The organism is Cereibacter ovatus (assembly GCF_900207575.1).
Lineage (GTDB): Bacteria > Pseudomonadota > Alphaproteobacteria > Rhodobacterales > Rhodobacteraceae > Cereibacter_A > Cereibacter_A ovatus.
In genome coordinates this window covers 52,462-74,887 of sequence record NZ_OAOQ01000007.1, presented here as the reverse complement: position 1 = coordinate 74,887, position 22,426 = coordinate 52,462, and the positions used below count along the sequence as shown (strand labels likewise).

21 protein-coding genes are annotated in these 22,426 nt (G+C 66.7%); 14 read left to right on the top strand and 7 right to left on the bottom strand.

All coding sequences use genetic code 11. The features are described 5' to 3' along the window. Positions 1-69: 69 nt before the first annotated feature. The 3 genes from pgeF to lgt are packed head-to-tail and all read right to left on the bottom strand — an operon-like array spanning position 70 to position 2,755. Positions 70-822 (bottom strand): peptidoglycan editing factor PgeF, encoded by a 753-nt coding sequence (gene pgeF, locus CRO07_RS09695; protein WP_097030494.1) that lies wholly within the window; start codon positions 820-822, stop codon positions 70-72. Next, entirely contained in the window at positions 819-1,880 is a 1,062-nt protein-coding gene (locus CRO07_RS09690) for a class I SAM-dependent methyltransferase (RefSeq protein WP_097030493.1), read from the bottom strand. The genes pgeF and CRO07_RS09690 overlap by 4 nt, the downstream gene beginning before the upstream one ends. Further along, positions 1,877-2,755 (bottom strand): prolipoprotein diacylglyceryl transferase, encoded by an 879-nt coding sequence (gene lgt / locus CRO07_RS09685; protein WP_097030492.1) that lies wholly within the window; start codon positions 2,753-2,755, stop codon positions 1,877-1,879. Before lgt ends, CRO07_RS09690 begins: the two co-directional genes overlap by 4 nt. A gap of 104 nt (positions 2,756-2,859) precedes the next feature. Here lgt and CRO07_RS09680 point away from each other — a divergent pair, with 104 nt between their 5' ends. From CRO07_RS09680 to CRO07_RS09640, 9 genes are all read left to right on the top strand, one after another. Then, positions 2,860-3,108: an accessory factor UbiK family protein gene (locus CRO07_RS09680; protein WP_097030491.1), complete on the top strand. Its 249-nt coding sequence runs from the start codon at positions 2,860-2,862 to the stop codon at positions 3,106-3,108. 271 nt (positions 3,109-3,379) lie between these two features. After that, positions 3,380-3,673, top strand: coding sequence for an STAS domain-containing protein (locus tag CRO07_RS09675; protein ID WP_097030490.1), 294 nt, complete (start codon positions 3,380-3,382; stop codon positions 3,671-3,673). Further along, positions 3,670-4,035 carry a response regulator gene (locus tag CRO07_RS09670; RefSeq protein ID WP_097030489.1) on the top strand — a complete coding sequence of 122 codons (366 nt, stop codon included), beginning with the start codon at positions 3,670-3,672 and terminating at the stop codon, positions 4,033-4,035. Before CRO07_RS09675 ends, CRO07_RS09670 begins: the two co-directional genes overlap by 4 nt. Further along, entirely contained in the window at positions 4,032-6,005 is a 1,974-nt protein-coding gene (locus tag CRO07_RS09665; RefSeq protein WP_176504538.1) for a chemotaxis protein CheA, read from the top strand. Before CRO07_RS09670 ends, CRO07_RS09665 begins: the two co-directional genes overlap by 4 nt. Next, on the top strand, positions 6,002-6,496 hold the full coding sequence (locus CRO07_RS09660; protein WP_097030488.1) for a chemotaxis protein CheW: 495 nt from the start codon (positions 6,002-6,004) through the stop codon (positions 6,494-6,496). The genes CRO07_RS09665 and CRO07_RS09660 overlap by 4 nt, the downstream gene beginning before the upstream one ends. Before the next feature lie 215 nt (positions 6,497-6,711). Continuing rightward, complete coding sequence (locus CRO07_RS09655) at positions 6,712-7,254, top strand: chemotaxis protein CheW (protein ID WP_097030487.1); 543 nt, start codon at positions 6,712-6,714, stop codon at positions 7,252-7,254. Further along, entirely contained in the window at positions 7,251-8,087 is an 837-nt protein-coding gene (locus CRO07_RS09650; protein ID WP_097030486.1) for a protein-glutamate O-methyltransferase, read from the top strand. The genes CRO07_RS09655 and CRO07_RS09650 overlap by 4 nt, the downstream gene beginning before the upstream one ends. Positions 8,088-8,089: 2 nt before the next feature. Next, on the top strand, positions 8,090-9,205 hold the full coding sequence (locus CRO07_RS09645; RefSeq protein ID WP_097030485.1) for a protein-glutamate methylesterase/protein-glutamine glutaminase: 1,116 nt from the start codon (positions 8,090-8,092) through the stop codon (positions 9,203-9,205). After that, the gene (locus CRO07_RS09640; protein ID WP_235840965.1) at positions 9,202-10,929 is read left to right on the top strand and encodes a transducer, TlpC; all 1,728 of its coding nucleotides are present in this window, start codon (positions 9,202-9,204) and stop codon (positions 10,927-10,929) included. The genes CRO07_RS09645 and CRO07_RS09640 overlap by 4 nt, the downstream gene beginning before the upstream one ends. Before the next feature lie 257 nt (positions 10,930-11,186). Here the strand turns inward: CRO07_RS09640 and CRO07_RS09635 are convergent, their stop codons facing one another. The 4 genes from CRO07_RS09635 to CRO07_RS09620 form a co-directional block, all read right to left on the bottom strand. After that, complete coding sequence (locus CRO07_RS09635) at positions 11,187-12,641, bottom strand: sigma-54-dependent transcriptional regulator (protein ID WP_097030484.1); 1,455 nt, start codon at positions 12,639-12,641, stop codon at positions 11,187-11,189. Continuing rightward, positions 12,638-13,249 carry an Hpt domain-containing protein gene (locus CRO07_RS09630; protein WP_097030483.1) on the bottom strand — a complete coding sequence of 204 codons (612 nt, stop codon included), beginning with the start codon at positions 13,247-13,249 and terminating at the stop codon, positions 12,638-12,640. Before CRO07_RS09630 ends, CRO07_RS09635 begins: the two co-directional genes overlap by 4 nt. Before the next feature lie 129 nt (positions 13,250-13,378). Next, a complete protein-coding gene (locus CRO07_RS09625; protein ID WP_097030583.1) occupies positions 13,379-15,271 on the bottom strand; it encodes a propionyl-CoA synthetase in 1,893 nt (630 codons plus the stop codon). A 159-nt stretch (positions 15,272-15,430) separates the two neighbouring features. After that, a complete protein-coding gene (locus tag CRO07_RS09620) occupies positions 15,431-17,710 on the bottom strand; it encodes an NADP-dependent malic enzyme (RefSeq protein ID WP_097030482.1) in 2,280 nt (759 codons plus the stop codon). 200 nt (positions 17,711-17,910) lie between these two features. Between CRO07_RS09620 and CRO07_RS09615 the strand changes: the two genes are divergently transcribed. The 5 genes from CRO07_RS09615 to upp are packed head-to-tail and all read left to right on the top strand — an operon-like array spanning position 17,911 to position 22,411. Continuing rightward, on the top strand, positions 17,911-18,303 hold the full coding sequence (locus CRO07_RS09615) for a cytidine deaminase (protein WP_097030481.1): 393 nt from the start codon (positions 17,911-17,913) through the stop codon (positions 18,301-18,303). Further along, a complete protein-coding gene (locus CRO07_RS09610) occupies positions 18,303-19,610 on the top strand; it encodes a thymidine phosphorylase (RefSeq protein WP_097030480.1) in 1,308 nt (435 codons plus the stop codon). The genes CRO07_RS09615 and CRO07_RS09610 overlap by 1 nt, the downstream gene beginning before the upstream one ends. Next, on the top strand, positions 19,610-20,806 hold the full coding sequence (locus CRO07_RS09605) for a phosphopentomutase (RefSeq protein WP_097030479.1): 1,197 nt from the start codon (positions 19,610-19,612) through the stop codon (positions 20,804-20,806). Before CRO07_RS09610 ends, CRO07_RS09605 begins: the two co-directional genes overlap by 1 nt. Continuing rightward, entirely contained in the window at positions 20,803-21,786 is a 984-nt protein-coding gene (locus CRO07_RS09600) for an adenosine deaminase (RefSeq protein ID WP_097030478.1), read from the top strand. The genes CRO07_RS09605 and CRO07_RS09600 overlap by 4 nt, the downstream gene beginning before the upstream one ends. Beyond that, positions 21,779-22,411 carry a uracil phosphoribosyltransferase gene (gene upp, locus CRO07_RS09595; RefSeq protein ID WP_097030477.1) on the top strand — a complete coding sequence of 211 codons (633 nt, stop codon included), beginning with the start codon at positions 21,779-21,781 and terminating at the stop codon, positions 22,409-22,411. Before CRO07_RS09600 ends, upp begins: the two co-directional genes overlap by 8 nt. Positions 22,412-22,426 lie beyond the last annotated feature (15 nt).

Sequence of the window (22,426 nt, the reverse complement as noted above, 5' to 3'; positions counted from 1 at the left end):
GCGGCGGGGCGGGACATCGGCCCCCGTCGCGCAGATGCGAGACCTGCGGCCTGCGCCGCAGGCGTCATGTCAAAGACGGATCACCGAGATCAGCCGGCCGTAATCCGCCTCGCCTGCATGGGTGGTGCGGCGGAAGGAAAAGAAGCGGTCGGGATCGCTGTAGGTGCAGTGCCGCGTCCATTCCGCGTGCCCCACGCCCGCCGCGCGCAGCCGGTCAAGTCCCAGCGCCGGCAGGTCGAACAGCGCCCGGTCGCCCGGCCCTTGCGCAAAGAAGCGGGCGTTGGCGCGGTCGTCGTCCAGAAACCGTTCGACGAATTCGGGGCCGACCTCATAGGCGCGCTGGCTGATGGTGGGGCCGATCACTGCGGTGATGCGGTCGCGCCGGGCGCCAAGGCCCTCCATCGCGGCGACGGTCGCTTCCAGAACCCCGTCCAGCGTGCCGCGCCAGCCGGCATGGGCGGCGCCGATCACCCCGGCGGTTGCGTCGGCAAACAGCACCGGCTGGCAATCGGCGGTCAGCACCGCCAGCGCCACGCCCGGCGTTGCGGTCACCAGCCCGTCGGCCTTGGGCCGGGTGGTCAGCGGCCCGGTCACATGCACCACATCGGCCGAGTGGACCTGATCCACGGTCACCAGCAGATCGGGGGTCACGCCCATCGCCTCGGCCACGCGCCGGCGGTTGATCGTGACCACCTCGGCCAGATCGCTGGAGCCGGGGCCGCAGTTCAGCCCGGAAAAGATCCCCGAGGAAGCGCCGCCCTTGCGGGTGAAGAACCCGTGGCGAAGGGGGGCCAAGGCGTCGGCCGTCACTATTTCCATCATTCCGCAAATCCTGCTGGCGCCTGACCCTGCGGCGGAAACACCGCCAGCGCCTTGAACAGCGTTCCCATTTCCGCAGCGTCGGTCAAGCGGTGTGATGCGGCCTTGTGGCTTGTCAGCGCCGCGCCGGCAAGCGACTGCGCCAGCCGTGCCGCCCGTGCCGTGATCCCGAGCCGCCCCAGCAGGATGCCCTGGGTGGTGACGGCGGTGGCGCAGGGCGCGGCGGCCGCGGCCAGAGCCTCGAAATCGACATGGGCGGTCAGGTCGGCCTTGCCGGGGCTGTCCAGCGGATCGGCAAAGCGGTGGTGACGCAGCGCCTGAAGCGTATCGCCGCGCGAATGCCAGCCGCCGTAATCCACCACCAGCGCCAGACCGCCGTGGGTGGCGATCCGGCGGGCGATCTCTTGCAGGATCGGCGCGGCGGCGGGGCAGATCTCGACCATCTGGCCGGGTTCGGTATCGGCCAGCCTGTGATCCAGCAGGCCCAGCGGCCCCGCGGGCCCAAGGCCGAAGGCCAGCCGGTCGCCATCAAGCCCGACCATGCGTTCGCGCCAGCCCATCGGGTCGCGGACAAACTGGCGGATCGGCAGCGCGTCGAAGAACTCGTTGGCGATCAGGAACAGCGGTCCGTCAGGCAGGTCGGCGGTCTGGTCCAGCCAGTCCACCGGATGCGTGCCCAGCGTCTGGCGCTGGATCGCGCGCAGGGTGGGCGATGCCTCGACCAGCCGCACCCTTGCCGCCTGATGAAAGCCCGGCACGCCGCGCGTCGCGCGCAGCAGATCGGCCATCAGCGTGCCGCGGCCGGGGCCAAGTTCGGCCAGTGTGAAGGGGGTGGGTGCGCCCTGATCCAGCCAGCCCTGTGCAAGGCACAGGCCCAGAAGTTCCCCGAACATCTGCGACATCTCTGGGGCGGTGGTGAAATCGCCGCCCGCGCCGAACGGATCGCGGGTGGCGTAATAGCCATGGTCGGGATGCAGCAGACACTCGGCCATGTAATCGGCCACCGTCATCGGCCCCGCCGCCGCGATCCTTCGCGCAAGCAGGGCGGCCAGGTCCGTCACGCGCGCCGGCCCTTCCGCAGGATCAGCCAAAGCCCGAAGCCGATCATCGGCAGCGACAGGATCTGCCCCATGGTCAGCCCATAGCCCGCGATCTGCCACGCAAGGCCCAGCGGGTTGCCTTCGCTGACAAATTGCGCATCGGGTTGGCGGACGAACTCGACCACAAAACGGGCGCAGCCGTAGCCGGCAAGGAAGACCCCCGTCACCGCGCCGGGCCAGCGAAGCCAGCCGCGCCGCCAGACAAGGACGGTGATCAGCGCGAACAGCAAAAGGCCTTCCATCGCCGCCTCGTAGAGTTGCGAGGGGTGGCGGGCGCAGATGCCCTCGATCCCGGGGCAGGATTGGGCGGCATCGCCGGGGAAAGCCACGCCCCAGGGCAGGGCGGTGGGCCGGCCCCAAAGCTCGGCGTTGATGAAATTGGCGATCCGGCCCAGCAGCAGGCCCGGCGGGGTCGCCGCCGCCAGCAGGTCGGCCACCGGCAGCACGGGGATACGCTCTTTCAGGCAAAAGCCGACCATTGCGGCCATCACGCCCAGAAAGCCGCCATGGAAGGACATTCCGCCTTCCCACACCTTCAGGATGTCGCCGGGGTTTTCCAGATAATAGCCCGGCTGATAGAACAGCACGAAGCCCAGCCGCCCGCCCAGAATGACCCCAAGGATGACCCATGTCAGCAGCCGCTCGACCTGATCGGCGGTCATTGGCGCCGGGCCCGTCCACAGCCGCGGCGCGGCGATCATCGCCAGCACCAGCCGCCAGCCGATCAGCAGGCCCGCGATATAGGCCAGCGCATACCAGCGCAGGGCGAAGGTCATGCCGAAAAGCTCGACCGAGAACAGATCCGGCGAGATGTCGGGAAACGGGATGTAGGACATGCGTTTTCCTTTCGGCCGCGGTTTTCCGGCGCGGCTGCGGCGAAGTCAACCTTGCGCGCGGGGGGCACCCCGACCATATAGGGCCGATCGCTGGAGGGAACCGCATGCAGACCCGCAACAAATTCTTCGACGACATGTCGCAGCTGATGACCAACGCCATGGGCGTGGCGCAGGGTGCCAAGGCCGAGGCCGAGACGGCGATGAAAAGCCTGATGGACCGCTGGCTCGCCGATCGCGACTTCGTGACCCGTGAAGAGTTCGACGCCGCCCGCGCCATGGCCCAGAAGGCCCGCGAAGAGAACGAGGCGCTGGCCGCCCGCATCGCCGCGCTTGAGGCGAAGCTGAACGCCTGACCGAATCTTCAGGACGGCGCCCGTGGGCGCCGTTTTGCCGGCCGTGGTCCAGCGCCGCGGCCGTCGTGTTTTTGCGCGCCCCCGCTTGGTCCGCGCCGCCCTGTCTTGCCCCTTCTTTCGTATGGATTTCTGACAAAAGGCCCGCGCGGGTCGTCGCAAGACATGTGCCTTTGGCCATAAACCGGGGGCGTCCGATGCCGTTCCATTCGCTAGCCTCTGCGCAAGCCGCAGATCCGCCGAACCCCGTTCTGGCGAGTGGAAGGAACAATTGATGACACCCCTGATTCTTACGGGTGATTTGCGCCTGCAGGATGCCGTGCCGTTGATGCGGCAACTTGAAGAGGCGATTGCCGCCGACGATGTCAGTGTGGATGCCTCGGCGGTGACGGATGCCGATGCCGCTGTGGTGCAGGTGCTGCTGGCGGCGCGCGAAACCGCCCGCCTGCTGGGGCGCAGGCTTTTGCTGCCGCGTGCGGCGGCCGGACCGCTGGCCGCGCGCTTTGCCGCGCTGGCGCTGGATGCGGATGACGCGCCCGACCTGCTTGATGCTGCGGTGGCCGCATGACCAGGACCGTTCTTGCTGTCGACGATTCTCCGTCGATCCGCTGCATGGTCGCGATGACCCTGCGCGAGGCTGGCTATCAGGTGATCGAGGCGACCGACGGTCAGGAAGGGCTGGAAAAGGCCCTGTCCCATCCGATCGATGCCATCATCACCGATCAGAACATGCCCAACCTCGATGGACTCGGATTTATCAGGAAATATCGCGAACATCCGTCCAGCAAGGGCAAGCCCATTATCTTTTTGTCCACGGATTCCGCCGACAGTCTCAAGCAACAGGCCCGCGATGCAGGTGCGCTGGGGTGGATGGTCAAGCCGTTCACCCAGGCGCAGTTGCTCGCCGTCATCAAGAAGGTGCTCGGATGATGGACGACGATATGATGACCGTCTTCCGGCAGGAAGCGACGGATTTGATCGAGAGTCTCGAACGTGGACTTCTCGACCTCGCAGACCAGCCGGAGGATCGTGATCTGGTGAACGCGGTGTTCCGCGACCTGCACACGATCAAGGGATCGGGGGCGATGTTCGGCTTTACCGACATGGCCGCCTTCGTCCATGTGTTCGAATCGGCCTTCGACCTCTTGCGCTCGGGGCAGGCCGCGGTCACGCCTGAAATCATCCGCCTGTCGCTGTCGGCGCGCGATGAGATCATCGGTTTCCTTGGCGGCCAGCCCGACCCGGAAGGCCGGCGCGAGGCGATCCTTGCCGCGCTGGGCGCGGCCGTCGCGGGCGTCGGCGGTGCCGCGTCTGCCCCTGCGGCCCCGGCCGAGGTCGCACTCGTCCCGGTTGGTGGCCAGCGACTGCATTTCCGCCTTCTGGGCAATGCCCTTGCGCTGGGCGCCCGCCCCGACCTGTTGCTGAACGAACTGCGCGAACTGGGGGCGACGGACATCCGTGCCGATCTTTCGCAGGTGCCGGCACTGGATGCGCTGGACCCGGAAATCTGCACGATCGGCTGGTCGATGTGCCTTCCGGCCGGCACCTCGCGCGATGCGATCGACGGGATCTTCCTGTTCAACGAGGCTGATATCCGGCTGGATCCGATCGAGGCCGAGGCGCCCGCCGCCCCCGTGGTGGTGGCCGAGGCCCGTCCCGTTTCGGTGCCCGTGCCCACGGCGAAGAAGCCTGTCGAGGACGCGCCGGTCACGGCCGACCGCGGCGGCGCCACGATGCGTGTGGCGGCCGAACGGCTGGATCATCTGATGGACCGCGTGGGCGAACTGGTGATTGCCGACGCGCGCCTGCTGCAACTGGCCCAGCAAAGCCGCGACCCGGCGCTGATGGCCGCGGCCGAGGAAATCAGCCGTCTCGCGGCCGGCCTGCGCGATACCACGATGCGGATCAGGATGGTGCCGGTTCGTTCGATGATCGGCCGGTTCCGCCGCCTGATCCATGGTCTGTCCGAAACCGTGGCCAAGCCGGTCAACTTCGTCGTGCGCGGTGAAGATACCGAACTTGACAAGACCGTGATCGAGCAGCTGGCCGATCCGATCGTGCACATGCTGCGCAATTCTATGGACCACGGGCTTGAAACCCCGGCCGAGCGGCAGGCCGCCGGCAAGCCAGCCGAGGGCCAGGTTACGCTCGAGGCGGAATACTCCGGTGCCGAGGTGGTGATCCGCATCGGTGACGACGGGCGTGGTCTGAACCGCGACCGCATCCGCGCCAAGGCGGTGGCGAACGGTGTTATCAGCGCCGACGCTCTGCTGACCGATGCGGCGATGAATGCCCTGATCCTGGAACCCGGTTTCTCGACCGCCGAAGCCATCACCGAGCTTTCGGGCCGCGGTGTCGGCATGGATGTGGTGAAAAAGACCATCGAAGGGCTGCGCGGCTCGATCGAGGTCGATTCGGTCGAGGGTCGCGGCACCACCTTTACCCTGCGTCTGCCGCTGACTCTGGCGATCATCGAAGGGCTTCTGGTCGAAGTTGCCGGCGAACGGTTCTCGATCCCGCTCGCGGCGGTGCAAGAGATCGTCGAGCTTCCGCCTGACAAGCTCGAGGCCGATGGCGGCGCCGATTTTCTTGACGTGCGCGACCGGCTGGTGCCCCTGGTGCGGCTGCGGCGGATGTTTGGCAGCCAGGGTGAGCCTGACGCCTATCAGACCGTGGTGATCGTGCGTGCCGGTGACACCCGCGCGGGTGCGGTGGTCGATCGGATCATCGGCACCAACCAGATCGTCATCAAGCAGATGTCCCGCCTTCATGCAGGGGTTCGTGCCTTCTCGGGGGCAACCATTCTGGGCGATGGCACGGTGGCGCTGATCCTCGACGTGCCGCATCTGGCCGGCGTGGGGCAGGGGGTCGATGATCGCACAAGAGGAGCGGCGGCATGAACAACGTCGTGGAACTGAAGACCGCCTCGCTGATGACGGTCGTGACGATGCGGCTTGGCCGGCAGATGCTGGCCATCCCGGCCTCGGCGCTGCGCGAGATCCTGGACCCGCTGCCGGTGACACGCGTGCCCACCGCCGACCGCTCGGTCTGGGGCGTCATCAACGTCCGCGGTGCCGTGGTGCCGCTGGCCGAACTGCGCTTCGCGTTCGGCATCCCCGAGGAACCCGCGACCGAGGCCAGCAAGATGCTGGTGCTTGATGTCGATGTCGCCGGAGAGCCGATCGTGGTGGCCGTCTGTGCCGATGCGGTGCTGGAAGTGGCCGAACTCGACCGTCACACGATCGAGCCGTTGCCGCCGAAAGGCAGCGCCTGGCCACATGCCTTCGTCCACGGCGTGTTCCGGACACCGAAGGGCCTGCTGCTGTTTCCCAACCTTGGCAACATCTTCGCAGCCCAGGCTTCGGCCGCGGGCACGGCGCTTGCCTCCTGATCGCCGCGGATGGGCAGCGCGTCCCAGTATCGGCGGCTCAGGACGGGTCTCGTTGCCATGCCTTTGCGGGTGGATGGTGACCCCGCCACTCCTCTGATGTCCGCAGGCCGACATCCGCACCTGTCTCCGGCCTCTGTCGGAGACAGGTCACCAACCGACTTCCCCCGAGCCGCGCCCCGCGGCCTCGACCCTCGAGCACGATCCGGAGAATTGTGATGACCTTGATGCCGGCTTCCTCTGCCACGCTGCAGCCAGAGTTCGCCGCCCGTGGCGAAACGCCGCCGGTGGTGACCTTCTCCGCCGGCGAGGCGCTTTACGCTCTGCCGGTGGAGCGGGTGCAGGAAATCCTTGATCTGCGTCCCATCGCGCCGCTGCCCAATGCCCCGTCGCATCTTCTCGGCCTGTGTGAGGTCCGCGGTGCTGGCGTGCCGGTGGTGGACCTGCGCAGCCTGCTGGCGCTTGGTCCGGCCGAGGATACGGGGCAGACCCGGATCCTTGTCACCTGGGTGCAGAATGGTGATGCGCGGATCGTCGTCGGCATCAAGACCGAACGCGTCATCGAGGTGACGGCCCTTGATGAGGGCCGGATGCAGGAGATGAGCGGCGCCGACATGCTGAACTGGACCGACAACGCCGTTCTTGGCATCGGCAAGCGGAACGGCGCCTTTGTCACGCTTCTCGATATCGACCGGCTGATGGACCCATCCCGCCTTGTGCCAAGCGCATGGTCGGACATCCGGCAGGGCGGGCTGCAATGAATCAGCCGCTGCGCCAGCAACACGATCAAAGGTTCTCGGACCTGATCCGCACCCGGACTGGCATCCAGCTGCCGGTACACCGGCGGCAGATGATCGAATCCCGTCTGCGCCCGCGCATAGCAGCACTTGGTGCCAAGGGGTTCGACGGCTATCTTGCGCAGCTTTTCGATCATGGCCGGCTTGAAGAAGAACTGCCGTTGGTCATTGATCTCCTGACCACCAACAAGACGGATTTCTTTCGTGAATCCAGTCACTTCGATTTCCTCTCCCGCGAAATTCTGCCCGAGGCGATCCGTCGGGCCTCGCCTCATGCACCGCGCCTGAAGATCTGGAGCGCGGCCAGTTCGGAAGGGGCCGAGGCCTATACCACCGCCATCGTGCTGGCCGAAGCGCAACGGGCGGGCAAACGGTTCTCTTATGCGATCCTTGGCACCGATATCTCGCAGCGCATGCTCGAACGCGCGCAAAGGGCAATCTACAGTCAGGAACAGCTTTCGCCGGTTCCCGCAGAATTTCGGGCACGCTACACGATGCAGGGGCGTGCGCCGGCCCATGCCGGCACCGCGCGCATCGTGCCCGAACTGCGCGACCGCGTGCAGTTCATGCATCTGAACCTGATGGACAGCAGCTATCCGGTCGACCGCGATGTCGATGTGATTTTCCTGCGCAACGTGCTGATCTATTTCGGGCCCGAGGATCAGGCCGCCGTGGTGTCCCGCATGGTCAGCCATCTGCGCCCCGGTGGCCATCTGATCGTCGGCCACTCGGAATCGATGGTGGTCAGCCACCCGCACATGACCCAACATTCGCCCTCCATCTTCCGGAAGACCTGACAATGGCCATTCGCCCGGCAGCCCATCAGAGCCCGACCCGCGTTCTTATCGTCGATGATTCCGCCGCCGCCCGTGCGATGTTCAAGGTCATCGTCGAAAGCGATCCGGCGTTGCAGGTCATGGCAGCGGTTCCGGATGCCTATTCTGCGGCGCGCACGATGCGCACCGAACTGCCGGATGCCATCCTTCTCGATCTGGAAATGCCGGGGATGGACGGGCTGACCTTCCTGCGCAAGATCATGCAACAGCATCCGATTCCGGTCGTTGTCTGTTCCAGCCATGTCGGGGCGGGCACGGACACGATGGTGGCCGCGCTTGAACTCGGCGCCAAGGAAGTGATTGCCAAGCCGGCCGCGCGCAATGAAATCGAACGTCAGGAAGCTTCGATCCGGATCTGCGACGCCATCCGTGCGGCGACCGAAACCGGCCGCCGTCGCAGCCAGCCCGAACCGCGCCCGCTTGCCCCGGGTCCCAAGCTGACCGCGGACGAGATCCTTCCCGCCCGCCCGCCCCGTCCCGTTCCCGAAACCATGCCGGTGGTGTGCATCGGCGCCTCGACCGGCGGGACCGAGGCGCTGCGCGACGTGCTGACGGCGCTTCCGGCTTCGGCGCCGCCGATCGTGATCGTTCAGCATATGCCGCGTGGCTTCACCGGCGCTTTTGCCCGCAGGCTCGATTCGCTTTGTGCCATCGAGGTTCTTGAAGCCGAAGATGACATGCAGGTTCTGCCCGGCCGTGCGATCATCGCGCAGGGTGACCGCCACCTGCTGCTGCGCCGGCGCAATCAAGGCTATCGGGTTTCGGTCGTGGATGGGGCCTATGTCTGCCGCCATCGTCCCTCGGTGGATGTGCTGTTCCGCTCGGCCGCGCAAGAGGCGGGAGCCAATGCGCTGGGGATCATCATGACCGGGATGGGGGATGACGGCGCCCGGAGCATGGCCGAGATGCGCGCGGCCGGCGCCGAAACCATTGCGCAGAATGAAGAAACCTGTGTCGTCTACGGGATGCCGCGGGAAGCCGTTGCCCATGGTGGGGTCCAGAAGATCGAGCCGCTTGACAAGCTTGCAAGCCGGATCATCGAGTTCGGGCGCCGGAATGCCGAGAGGATGATACGATGAAATTCGACCCCTCGCTGCTTGACTGCACCGGCCATGCGCAGCCCGCCAATCCCTTGGATTTCGTTCTGCTCAGCACCGAGCAGACATTTCTGCGCGCGGGCGAGACGCTCTCGCAGGCGGTGGGGCATCTGAACGGTCTGCGAAAGGATTTCGGTCGGCTCGAGGCGGCCCTTGGCCCGGCGCGCAACGGCCGCTTTCTGGAACTGACAACCGAGACCGGCACTCAGATCATCGCTCTGGCCGACGAGTTCGCCCGGTTCGAGGCGGCGGCCCGTGCGTTGCGCTCGGCCATCGGGGCGATGCGGTCGGAAGTGACGGATCTGATGGCGACAATCCGGGCCATTTCCATCGTCAAGTTGCAGGCCCGCATCATCGGCAACATGTTGACCAGCTCGCGCCAGCGGGTCGAAGCCTTCACCGGCGGCCTGACCCGAATGGCAGCCGAAGCCGCCGATCTGGTGGCCGAAGTCGACGAGGCCATGGTCGAGGTCGCCGCCGAAACCGATGCGATGGATGCCGAGGCGATCCACCTGTCGCAGACGCTGCGCGAGGTGGTTCTGCCCAGCCTTGCCGCGATAGGCGCCACCGCGACCGAGGTGCAGGCCGACCGGCATCGCCTTGGACAGGGCAACGAGGCGTTGGCGCGGCGCATGGACGGCATTTTCGCCGCCGTTTCGGAACTGATTCTGGCATTGCAGGCTGGCGACAGTGCGCGGCAGCGGCTGGAACATGTCCGCTATGTCACGTCGGATGCGTTTGCCCGCGCGGGCGACGATCCGGGGGTGCAGGCGACATTGCTCGATCTGGGGGTGGGGCTGACCGATGGCGCGCTGCGCCACCTCGCCGGCGATCTGGATGCGGCGACACGGCGTTTCCGTGATGTGCAGGACAATGCGGCGCTTGCCATCGGCTCGGCCCGCAGCCTGTATCTGGAAGGCCCCCGTCGCGGTGGCAGCGCGATTCACAGCATGACCGACCACGCCGAGGCCGTTGTCGGCGGGCTGGGGCGTTGCGGCGAACATCTGCGCGCGCTGTCCGCCCATGCCGCGCGGGTGGCGGCCCATCTTGAAACCATCCGCCATCACGAAGAACGGATGCGCCGGATCGAGGATCTGGTGCGGCTGTTCGGCCTGAATGCGGTGATCGTCTGCGCCAAACTGGGGCAAGAGGGGCGCGCGCTTCAGGAAATCTCGCGTCAGCTTCGGGATCTGACGCAGGTTTCGGCTGCTGTTTTCACCCGGCTGCACGGCCGTCTGGAAGTGACACAGGAACGCGCCGCCGCCATCGGCACCGAGGCGGTGGCGGGTCTGGAACAGGAAATGGCCCGCGTTGCCGCCGGGGCGCTGGCGATTCAGGAAATTCTGGGCGAAGCCGATCAGGTTCACAGCGAGACCGGCCATGCCTTTGGCAAGGCGGGGCGCATCCTGACGGCGAGCCTGGATACGGCGGCCGGGCTGATGGCCGGTTATCGGCGCAACCTGACCAGCGTTCATGTGTTCATGGAACATACCGCGCGTCGCCGCGAAGCCCTGCCGGTGCTTGCGACCAGAGTTGAAGCCGACACCGACGCCGCGGCGCTGCTGGCTTCGGTCCGGGAGATCTACACCGTACCGGACGAACGCCACATTCACGACCGGATCGTGGAAGGTACGCCCACCCCGTCCGCGCCGCCTGTGGACCCGGCGGCCGAGCCAAGCGACGATCTTGCAGACATCTTCTTCTGATCGGCGGTCACGGGGTTTCCTGCGAAGGCGGCCCGCGTCCGTCTGCTTCTCGACCGCCACAGCCGGCGGTGGGATGTCGGCCGGATGCGGCAGCCCTGCGCAACTCTGTCGGCTATGACCCGGCGGTGGGATGTCGGCCGGCAGCGGCAACCCTGTAGGATATGATCCGGCGGCAGGATGTCGGCCGGATGCGGCAGCCCTGCGCAACCCCGTCGGCTATGACCCGGCGGTGGGCAACCGGAGGCCGTCAGTTGCCTTCAGCCCTTCCAGCTTTCCCGTTTGCGGTAAAGCGTCGAGGGCGACACATCCAGCACCCGCGCGGCCTTGGGAACCGATCCGCCGTGGCGGGCGATGGTGGCCTCGATCACGATCTGTTCGATCTCGGCCAGGGTTCGGCCGATCAGCCCGTTCAGAATTGGCTCGGACGAAGTGGGCAGGGCGCCCGGCAGGGCCACATCCACCGGCAGATCCTGATCCGAAAAGTCATCGGGCAGCATCCGCGGCGTGACAAGTCCCCCGTCGTTCAGCACCACGACGTTGCGGATCACGTTCAGCACTTGCCGCACATTCCCAGGCCAGGGATGGCGGCGAAACAGTGCCGCCACCTCGGGATCGAGCCCGGTGAATTCGCGCCCTTCTTCGGCGGCGAAGCGCGACAGGGCGGCTTCGGCGATCTCGATCACATCGTCGCCGCGCTCGCGCAGCGGGGGCATGTGAACCGGCACCACATAAAGCCGATAGTACAGATCCTCGCGGAAATGGCCGCGGCGGACCGCATCCAGCGGGTCGCGGTTGGTGGCGCAGACGATGCGGACATTGACCTTGCGTGGCCGCGTCGCGCCCACCGGCTGAACCGTCGAGGTCTGAAGAAAGCGTAGCAGCTTGGTCTGAAGCGCGGGCGCCATCTCGCAGATCTCGTCCAGAAACAGCGTGCCGCCATCGGCTGCCGCCGCGGCCCCCGGCTTGTCGGCAATCGCGCCGGTGAAACTGCCCTTCACATGGCCGAACACTTCGGATTCCAGCAGATCCTGCGGAATCGCGCCACAGTTCAGGGCGATGAACGGGCCGCTGGCACGGGGCGAATTGGCGTGAACCGCCAGTGCGCAAAGCTCTTTCCCGGTGCCGCTTTCGCCGGTGATGAACACCGTCGCCATCGACCGCGCAGCCGAGCGAATCTTGGATTGGATCCGCTCCATCGCATCGGACGAGCCCAGAAAACTGCCCGAAAGCACCACCGGCGCTTCGGGTTCGGGCACGGCCCGGCGGGGCTGGCGCGGTGTCCGCGCCTGCGAGGCATTCTCGACCGCGCCAAGAAAACGCTGTTCGTCGAAGGGTTTGACCAGAAACTCATGCGCGCCGGCACGCATCGCCTCGACCGCCTTGTTGATCGAGCCGTTGGCCGTGATCACGATCACATTGGTCTCGGGGCGCAGGCGCAGCATGTCCTGCATCAGGTCAAGCCCGTCGCGGTCCGGCAGCATCAGATCCAGAAGCACCACCGAGGGCGTCACCTCGTGGAAGCGCGCCAGCCCTTCCGCGGCCGTCCCCGCCACCGCGACCCGGTGCCCGGCAGAGGCCAGCACCGAGCGATAGACCATCTGAAGCGAAGGTGTATCCTCGATCAGCAGGATATGTCGCGGCCGCGCATTGTCCGGTGCCGAGGCCGTGCGGGGTTTCGCCTCGGCCCCGCCTTGTCGGACCGGCGCACTCATCTGCCGTCCCTTTTCTGCGCGACATAGCCCAGCAACGTGTCAAGTCGGGCCAGAAGTTCGGGGTGCAGCACCGACGCGCCTTCGTGATCGTGACGGTGGGCGGCGGCGTTCATCACCTCGGCCAGCCGCTGCAATTCGACCGCGCCGACCGTTCCGGCAAGGCTGACCAGCACATGGGTCTGGGCGCGGATCTCGTTCCAGTCGTCGGCCGACAGGGCACGGTCCAGCCGATCCCGCACCCCGCGCAGGTCAAGGTGCATCCGGTGCAGCAGTTCGGCCGCCGTATCGGGGCCGGCGATGTCCAGCAGGCGCTGAAAGCGGTCTTCGTCGATGCAACCGGGGGTGAGGGTGGGTTCGTCCATTGCGGCCTCGGCCAGAAAGGCTGCCGCGCGGTCGACATGGCCGCACAGGTCGGTCAGCGCCTGCCGCAGCGGCCGCGCGAAGGCGGCAATGTCGGCGCCCAGATCGGATTCAAGCCGGGCCAGGCAGATCATCGTCTCGTTCAGGCCGGCGGCCAGCTCGCCGCTAAGCGCAAGCCTTCCGGCGCGGTCTCCGCAGACCACCACAGTGTCCGAGCCGAGGTTCGGCGCATTGAGAGGGGCCGTCATGGGTGTGAACCTGAGTAGCGTCGTATTGCCGGTGCAGGTTAGCCTTTGGGCCAACAAAGTCCAGCCCGGCGTTCATCCCTGGGTTGAGCAAAAGCGCGCCGCGGGCAGGGCCGCGGCGCGCAGGAAGGGTCAGGCCTTGGGATAGCCCATTTCCAGCAGGGACTCTCGGATCTCGTCCAGGATGGCCGGATCGTCGATGGTTGCGGGCATCTTGAAATCCTGCCCGTCGGCGATCTTGACCATGGTTCCGCGCAGGATCTTGCCCGAGCGCGTCTTGGGCAGGCGGTCCACCACGCAGGCGCGCTTGAAGTCGGCCACCGGGCCGATCTTGTCGCGCACCAGTTGCACACATTCCTTCACCACATCCGCCGGTTCGCGGCCAGAACCCTTGTTGAGGCACAGGAAGCCCAGCGGAGACTGGCCCTTCAGCGCATCCGAGACGCCGATCACCGCACATTCCGCCACATCGGTGTGGCTGGCGAGGATTTCCTCCATCGCGCCGGTCGACAGGCGGTGTCCGGCCACGTTGATCACATCGTCGGTTCGGGCCATGATGTAGACATAGCCATCCTCGTCGATATAGCCGGCGTCGCCGGTTTCGTAATAGCCGGGGAAGTGCGACAGATAGCTTTTCTTGAACCGCTCTTCCGCGTTCCACAGCGTGGGCAGCGTGCCGGGGGGCAGCGGCAGTTTGATCGCGATGGCGCCCAGTTCGCCCGCGCCAAGCTGGTGGCCGCCTTCGTCCAGAACGCGCACGTCATAGCCCGGCATCGGCACCGTCGGGCTGCCGATCTTCACCGGCAGTTGCTGGATGCCGATCGGGTTCGCGGCGATCGCCCAGCCGGTTTCGGTCTGCCACCAGTTGTCAACCACCGGCACGTTCAGGTTCCGCTGCGCCCAGACCACGGTATCGGGGTCGGCGCGTTCGCCGGCAAGGAACAGCGCCTTCAACGAGCGCAGGTTGTAATCCTCGATCAGCTTGCCCTGCGGGTCTTCGCGCTTGATGGCGCGCAGCGCGGTGGGGGCGGTAAAGAAGGTCTTGACCTTGTTGTTCTGCATCACGCGCCAGAAGGCGCCGGCGTCGGGGGTGCCGACGGGTTTGCCTTCATAGACGATGGTGGTGGCGCCCGCGATCAGCGGACCATAGCAGATATAGCTGTGGCCTACGACCCAGCCCACATCCGAGGCGGCCCAGAACACGTCGCCCGCGTTGATGTCGTAGATCGCCTTCATCGTCCATTTCAGCGCGACGAGATGGCCCCCCGTTGCCCGCACCACGCCCTTCGGCTGGCCGGTCGTGCCCGAGGTGTAAAGGATATAGGCGGGGTGGTTGCCCTCGACCGGGACACATTCCGCAGGCTCGACGCCATACTGGAAGGTGTGCCACGCGACGTCGCGGCCTTCGACCAGCTTGGCCACTTCCTGCTCGCGCTGGAAGATCACGCAGAAGTCGGGCTTGTGGGTGGCTTCTTCGATCGCCTGATCCAGAAGCGGCTTGTAATGGACCACGCGGCTGGGTTCCAACCCGCAAGAGGCCGCGATGATCGCCTTGGGCTTGCAGTCGTCGATCCGCACGGCCAGCTCATGCGCGGCAAAGCCGCCGAACACCACCGAATGGATCGCGCCCAGACGGGCGCAGGCCAGCATCGCTTCCAGCGCCTCGGGGATCATCGGCATGTAGATGATGACGCGGTCGCCCTTCTCGATGCCCTTGGCGCGCAACGCACCGGCAAGCGAGGCCACGCGGGCCTGAAGCTCGGCATAGGTGATGCCCTTCGACGAATGGGTGATCGGGCTTTCGTGCACGATCGCGATCTGCTTGCCGCGGCCGGCTTCCACATGCCGGTCCACCGCGTTCCAGCAGGTGTTCACCATCCCGTCGGCGAACCATTCGTAGAACGGCGCCTTGTCCTCGAACAGCGCCTTCGAGGGCGGGCTCACCCAGTCGATCTCTTCGGCCGCCTTCATCCAGAAGCCGTTGGGATCTTCCAGAGACCACTTGTAAAGGCTTGCGTATGCCATCGTATACCCTCCCTCGATCTGCATGTTCTGTTACGCCGCGCCTTTCCGGGGCGCAAGAATGTTTCAAGGGTGTTTCAGATCCTCTGGCGCGGCCTTTGGTCACGTTTTGCGCTACCATCGGCCGCATCCGCCCGCGGTAAAAATATCATTTCGACATGTTCAGCCGTAATGCGCGACCGGCGTCCCCGCCAGCGCCGACATGTTCAGCAGCCCGCGTGCCGTAATCGAAGCCGTGACGATATGGGCAAGGTTGCCCATTCCCATCAGGATCGGCCCGACCTCCAACCCGTTTGCTTTCACCTTGAGAATGTTGCGTACCCCCGAGGCCGCATCCGAATTGGCAAAGACCAGCACGTTCGCCGCGCCATTGAACCGCCCGCCGGGGAAGATCCGGTCGCGGATCGACTGATCCAGCGCGGCATCGATGTGCATTTCGCCCTCATAGGCGAAATCGGGGCGGCGGGCGTCAAGGATCTCCAGCGCCGCGCGCATCCGCCGCCCGGTGGAACAATCAAGGTTCCCGAACTGCGACGAGGCACACAGCGCCACCTTCGGCGCCAGCCCGAACCGGCGGACATGGCGCGCGGCGCCGATCACCGTGTCGGCGATCTGCTCGGGTGTGGGTTCGTGATGCACATGGGTGTCGGCGATGAACAGCGGCGCGTCCTCCATGATCATCAGCGACAGCGCCCCCACCGGCCGCAGCCCGCCCCGTGCAAGGATCTGGGTGACATAGTTCAGGTGCCACAGATACTGGCCATAGGTGCCGCAGATCAGGCTTTCCGCCTCGCCCCGCTGCACCATGATCGCGCCGATCGCAGTGGTGTTGGTGCGCATCACCGCCCGCGCGGTGTCGGGCGTCACGCCGCGCCGCGCCATCAGCGCGTGATAGCTTTCCCAGTAGTCGCGATAGCGCGGGTCATGCTCGGGGTTCACCAGATGGAAATCGCGTCCGGGCCGGATCGGCAGACCCGCCCGCTCGCAGCGCGCCTCGACCACCTCGGGCCGGCCGATCAGGATCGGCTTGTGGACGGTCTCCTCCAGCACCGCATTGGCGGCCCGCAGCACGCGCTCGTCCTCGCCCTCGGCAAAGACGATCCGCCGCGATTCGCGCGACGAGGCTTCGAACACCGGCCGCATGATCAGCGCCGACCGGAAAACCGAGCCATCCAGCCGCTGCCGATAAGCCGCAAGATCGGCCACGGGCCGCGTCGCCACCCCGGTTTCCATCGCGGCGCGGGCAACGGCACTCGCCACAACCCCGATCAGCCGCGGATCGAACGGCTTCGGGATCAGATAGTCAGGGCCGAAACTCATCTGCTCGCCCTTGTAGGCGGCGGCGGCCTCGGCGCTGGTGGTGGTGCGGGCAAGGCTGGCGATGCCCTCGATGCAGGCCAGTTGCATCTCGTCGTTGATCGTGGTCGCACCCACATCCAACGCCCCGCGGAAAATGAAGGGGAAACACAGGACGTTGTTGACCTGATTGGGATAATCCGACCGCCCGGTGGCGATGATCGCATTGGCGCGGACGGATCGCACCGCGTCGGGCAAAATCTCCGGTGCCGGATTGGCCAGCGCGAACACGATCGGACGCTCGGCCATCTTCGCCACCATCGCCGGCGTCAATACCCCCGGCCCCGACAGGCCAAGAAACAGATCCGCCCCTTCGATCACCTCATCCAGCGTGCGCAGATCGGTGTCCTGGGCGTAATCCGCCTTCTGGGCCGTCATCTCGACCTCGCGGCCTTTCCAGACCAGCCCGGCAATATCGCACAGCCAGACGTTCTCGCGCCGCACCCCCAGCTTCAACAGCATGTTCAGGCAGGCGATGCCCGCCGCGCCGCCCCCCGTGGACACAACCTTGATGTCCTGAAACCGCTTGCCCGCCACATGCAGCGCGTTGGTGGCGGCCGCCCCCACCACGATGGCGGTGCCATGCTGATCGTCATGAAACACCGGAATGTTCATCCGCTCGCGACACAGCTTTTCGACGATGAAACAGTCGGGCGCCTTGATGTCTTCCAGATTGATCGCGCCAAAGGTCGGCTCCAGCGCACAGACGATGGCCGCCAGCTTTTCCGGATCGGGCTCGTTCAACTCGATATCGAAACAGTCGATGCCGGCGAACTTCTTGAACAGGACGGCCTTGCCCTCCATCACCGGCTTGGCCGCCAGCGCACCGATATTGCCCAGCCCCAACACGGCCGTCCCGTTCGTCACCACGCCGACCATGTTGCCGCGCGCCGTATAGCGGCTTGCCGTACCCGGATCGGCCTTGATCTCCAGACAGGCCTCGGCCACCCCCGGCGAATAGGCCCGCGCCAGATCGCGCCCGTTCGCAAGCGGCTTCGTCGCCCGGATCTCCAGCTTCCCGGGCTTGGGAAACTCGTGATAATCCAGTGCCGCATGCCGCGCGTTGTCCTGCCTGACCTCGTCCATTCCGTCCTCCCCGAAAGACGCCCCACGACTAAATCATTCCTCACGCCACGCAACCGCGATCCGGCCCCTGCTTTCAGTCTGGCCCAAATATCCCGCGGGGGTCCGGGGGCGCGAAGCCCCCGGCGCCATGCCCCCCGCACCCCGCTTGCATCCCGCAGCCCCGCGCCCCAATGTCGGGGCGTCGAACCCGCGAGGCCCCCATGTCCCTGCTCAACGCCGCCACCGCGGTGCGCCAGAACGCCTATGCCCCGTATTCCCGCTTCAAGGTGGGGGCCGCGCTGCGCACCGCATCGGGCGCGATCCATGTCGGCTGCAACGTCGAGAACGTGGCCTACCCCGAGGGCACCTGTGCCGAGGCCGGCGCCATCGCCGCCATGGTCGCCGCCGGCGAGACCCGCATCGCCGAGATTCTCGTGATCGCCGACAGCCCGGCGCCGGTCCCGCCCTGTGGCGGCTGCCGGCAGAAGATCGCGGAATTCGCGCCGCAGGATGCCGCGGTCACACTTTGCACCACCGACGGGCAAATCCTGTACACCACGGTGGCGGATCTGCTGCCCGGCACCTTCACCCGGTCGCATATGGACCGCGCGTGATGGACGCGCGCTCGATCAACAGCCGGCTGCGGCGCGGCGAGTCTCCCTCGGCCGCGGAACTGCAATGGTTTGCGCAGGGGCTGGCCTCGGGTCATGTCACCGATGCGCAGGCGGGTGCCTTTGCCATGGCGGTCTGCCTGCGCGGGCTGGGCGAAGATGGCCGCGTGGCGCTGACCCGCGCGATGCGCGACACCGGCAAGGTGCTGGAATGGGATCTGCCCGGCCCGGTGCTGGACAAACATTCCACCGGCGGGATCGGCGATTGCACCTCGCTGCTGCTGGCGCCGGCGCTGGCGGCCTGCGGGGCCTTCGTGCCGATGATCTCGGGCCGCGGCCTTGGCCATACCGGCGGCACGCTGGACAAGCTCGAGGCCATTCCCGGCTTCCGCGTCACTCTGGGCGAGGATCGCCTGCGCGCCCAGATCGAGGATGTCCGCTGCGCCATCGTCGCCGCCGATGACAGCATGGCCCCCGCCGACCGCCGGCTTTACGCCATCCGCGACGTGACCGGCACGGTGGAATCGATCGACCTCATCACCGCTTCGATCCTGTCGAAAAAGCTGGCGGCGGGGCTGGAAGGGTTGGTGCTGGATGTCAAGGTCGGCTCGGGCGCGTTCCTGCCCACGATGGACGAGGCCCGCGCATTGGCCCATGCGCTGGTCTCGACCGCGCAGGGCGCGGGATGCATGACCGCGGCGCTGATCACCGACATGAGCCAGCCGCTGGCCACCGCGGCCGGCAACGCGCTGGAGGTGATCGAGGTGATGGAGACCCTGACCGGCACATCGATCAACGCGGCGCTTTGGGATGTGACGGTGGCGCTGGGCGGCGAGGCGCTGGCGCTGGGCGGTATCGCCGCCGACGCCGACGACGGCGCCGCGCGGATCGAACAGGCGCTGGAAAGCGGCCATGCCGCCGAATATTTCGCCCGCATGGTGGCCGCGCAGGGCGGGCCGGTCGATTTCGTCGAACGCTGGCCTGACCGGCTGCCCTCGGCCCCGGTGATGCGCGAGGTGCCGGCCCTGCGGCCGGGCTTCGTTCTGCGCATCGACACCGCGGCGCTGGGGCAGGCGGTGGTGCGTCTGGGCGGCGGCCGGCTGCGCGAGTGCGACCGGGTGAACCCCTCGGTCGGGCTGTCCGACATCGCCGGCATCGGCGAGGAAGTCAGCGAGGATCTTCCCCTTGCCATGGTTCATGCCGCCAGCGAAGCGGATGCCGATGCCGCCGTTGCCGCGATTCAGGCCGCCTATGCCGTCGCCGATCAGGAACCGGCCGAGCCGCTGCTGATCCACGAAAGGATCGCCTGATGCCGCGCGCCTTCCTGATCGTCATGGATTCGGTTGGCTGCGGCGGTGCCCCCGATGCCGCGGCCTTTGGCGATGCGGGTGCCAACACGCTTGGCCATATCGCCCTTGCCTGCGCCGAAGGCCGCGCCGATCAGGGCAGGGCGGGCCCCTTGCGGCTGCCCACGCTGGACGGGCTGGGCCTTGGTGCCGCGATCCGGCTGGCCTCGGGGGCCCGCGCGCCGGGTCTTGGCGCCGCGCCGCAGGGCCGCTGGGGCGCCGCGACCGAGGTCTCGAAGGGCAAGGACACGCCCTCGGGTCATTGGGAACTGGCCGGCGTTCCGGTGCCATGGGATTGGCATTTTTTCCCCGACACCCACCCCGCCTTTCCCGACAGCCTGACCGCCGAGATCTGCCGCCTTGCCGGAACCGACGGCATCCTTGGCAACTGCCATGCCTCGGGCACGGCCATCATCGAGGATCTGGGGGCCGCGCATCTGCGCACGGGCTGGCCGATCTGCTATACATCCGCCGACAGCGTGCTTCAGATCGCGGCGCATGAGGAACGGTTCGGTCTTGACCGGCTGCTGGCGCTGTGCGCGGCGCTGGCGCCCACGGTTCATGCAATGCGGGTGGGCCGGGTGATCGCGCGCCCTTTCACCGGCCCCGAAGGCGCCTTTGCCCGCACCCCCAACCGGCGCGATTTCGCCATCGTCCCCCCGGCGCCGACGCTGCTGGATGTGGCCGCCGGCGCGGGCCGGGCGACCCATGCCGTCGGCAAGATCGGCGACATCTTCTCGCATCGCGGCATCGGCCGCTTGCACAAGGGTCGCGACGATGCCGCCCTGTTCGACCAGCTGGATGCGCTGGCCGAGACGGCCGAAGACGGCGCGCTGATCTTCGCCAATTTTGTCGAGTTCGACACCCTTTACGGCCACCGCCGCGATGTGGCGGGCTATGCCCGGCATCTGGAATGGTTCGATGCGCGGGCCGGCGCCTTCCTTGCCCGCCTGCGCACCGGCGATGTCGCGATCTTCACCGCCGACCATGGCAACGACCCCACCTTTCGCGGCACCGAGCACACGCGCGAACGGGTGCCGGTGCTGGTCGCCGGTGCCGGGGTGGGCGAAATCGGGCTGTGCGGCTTTGCCGATGTGGCGGCCTCGGTTTCGGCGCATCTTGGCCTGCTGTCGCCCGGCCCGGGAAGGAGCTTCCTGTGACCCTGCCCAAGATCGAGCTTCACCTGCATCTGGAAGGCGCGGCCCCGCCCGCCTTCATCCGCGGCCTGTCGCGGGAAAAGAAGATCGACATCTCGGGCATCTTCGCCCCTGACGGCAGTTATGCCTTCCGCGACTTTGCCCATTTCCTGAAGGTCTACGAGGCCGCCACCAGCGTCCTGACCCGCCCCGAGGATTACCACCGCCTGACGCTGGCCGTCCTTGAACAAAGCGCCGCTTCCGGCGTGGCCTACACCGAAGCCTTCGTCAGCCCCGATTTCTGCGGCGGCCGCGATCTGGGCGCGTGGCGCGAATATCTGCACGCGATCACCGAAGCCGCGACCGAGGCCGAGCGAACGATGGGCATCACCTTGCGCGCCATCGTGACGCCGATCCGCCATTTCGGCCCCGCCCGCGCAAAAGAGGTGGCCCTGTGCGCCGCCGAGACCGCCGGGCCGTTCGTCGTGGGCTTCGGCCTTGCCGGCGATGAGACGGTGCTGACCCCGAAGGATTTCGCCTGGTCCTTCGACATGGCGCGCGAGGCGGGGCTGCGCCTGACCTGTCACGCCGGCGAATGGTGCGGCCCCGACAGCATCCGCGACGCGTTGCGCGATCTGCGTGTGGAACGGATCGGCCATGGCGTCCGCGCCATCGAGGATCTGGCGCTGGTCGACGAACTGGCCGAGCGCGGCGTGGTGCTTGAGGTCTGTCCCGGCTCGAACATCGCGCTGGGGCTTTATCCCGGCTGGCGCAGGCACCCGATCAGAGAACTTTTTCATCGCGGCGTGAAGGTCACGATTTCGACCGATGACCCGCCGTTCTTCCACACCACCATGGCCCGCGAATACGACCGTCTGGCCGAGGCGTTCGACTGGGATGACGGCGTGTTCCGCCAGATCGCCCGCACCAGCCTTGACGCCGCCTTCTGTGACCCCGATACCCGCGCCCGCATCGCCCCGCTACTGGAGCCCGACCATGCTTGACCATCTGACCGTCGTCACCCATCCGCTTGTGCAGCACAAGCTGACCATCATGCGGAAAAAGGACACCTCGACCGCGGGCTTCCGGCGGCTTCTGCGCGAAATCAGCCTGCTGCTGGCCTATGAGGTCACGCGCGAACTGGACATGACCACGACCCGGATCGAAACCCCGATCTGCGAGATGGACGCCCCGATCCTCGACGGCAAGAAACTGGCGCTGATCTCGATCCTGCGGGCGGGCAACGGGCTTCTGGACGGGATTCTGGAACTGGTGCCGGCGGCGCGGGTGGGGTTCATCGGCCTTTACCGCGACCCCGAGACGCTGAAGCCGGTGCAATATTACGCCAAGGTGCCCGACATGCTGGAAGACCGCCTTGTGATCGCGGTCGATCCGATGCTGGCCACCGGCAATTCGTCCGTGGCGGCCATCGATCTGCTGAAGGCGAAGGGCGCGAAGAACATCCGGTTCCTGTGCCTTCTGGCCGCGCCGGAAGGGGTGGCGCGGATGAAAGAGGCGCATCCCGACGTGCCGATCGTCACAGCGGCTGTGGATGACTGCCTGAACGACCATGGATATATTGTTCCCGGCCTAGGGGATGCGGGCGACCGTATGTTCGGCACTAAATAAAGGGAAAATGCTTGC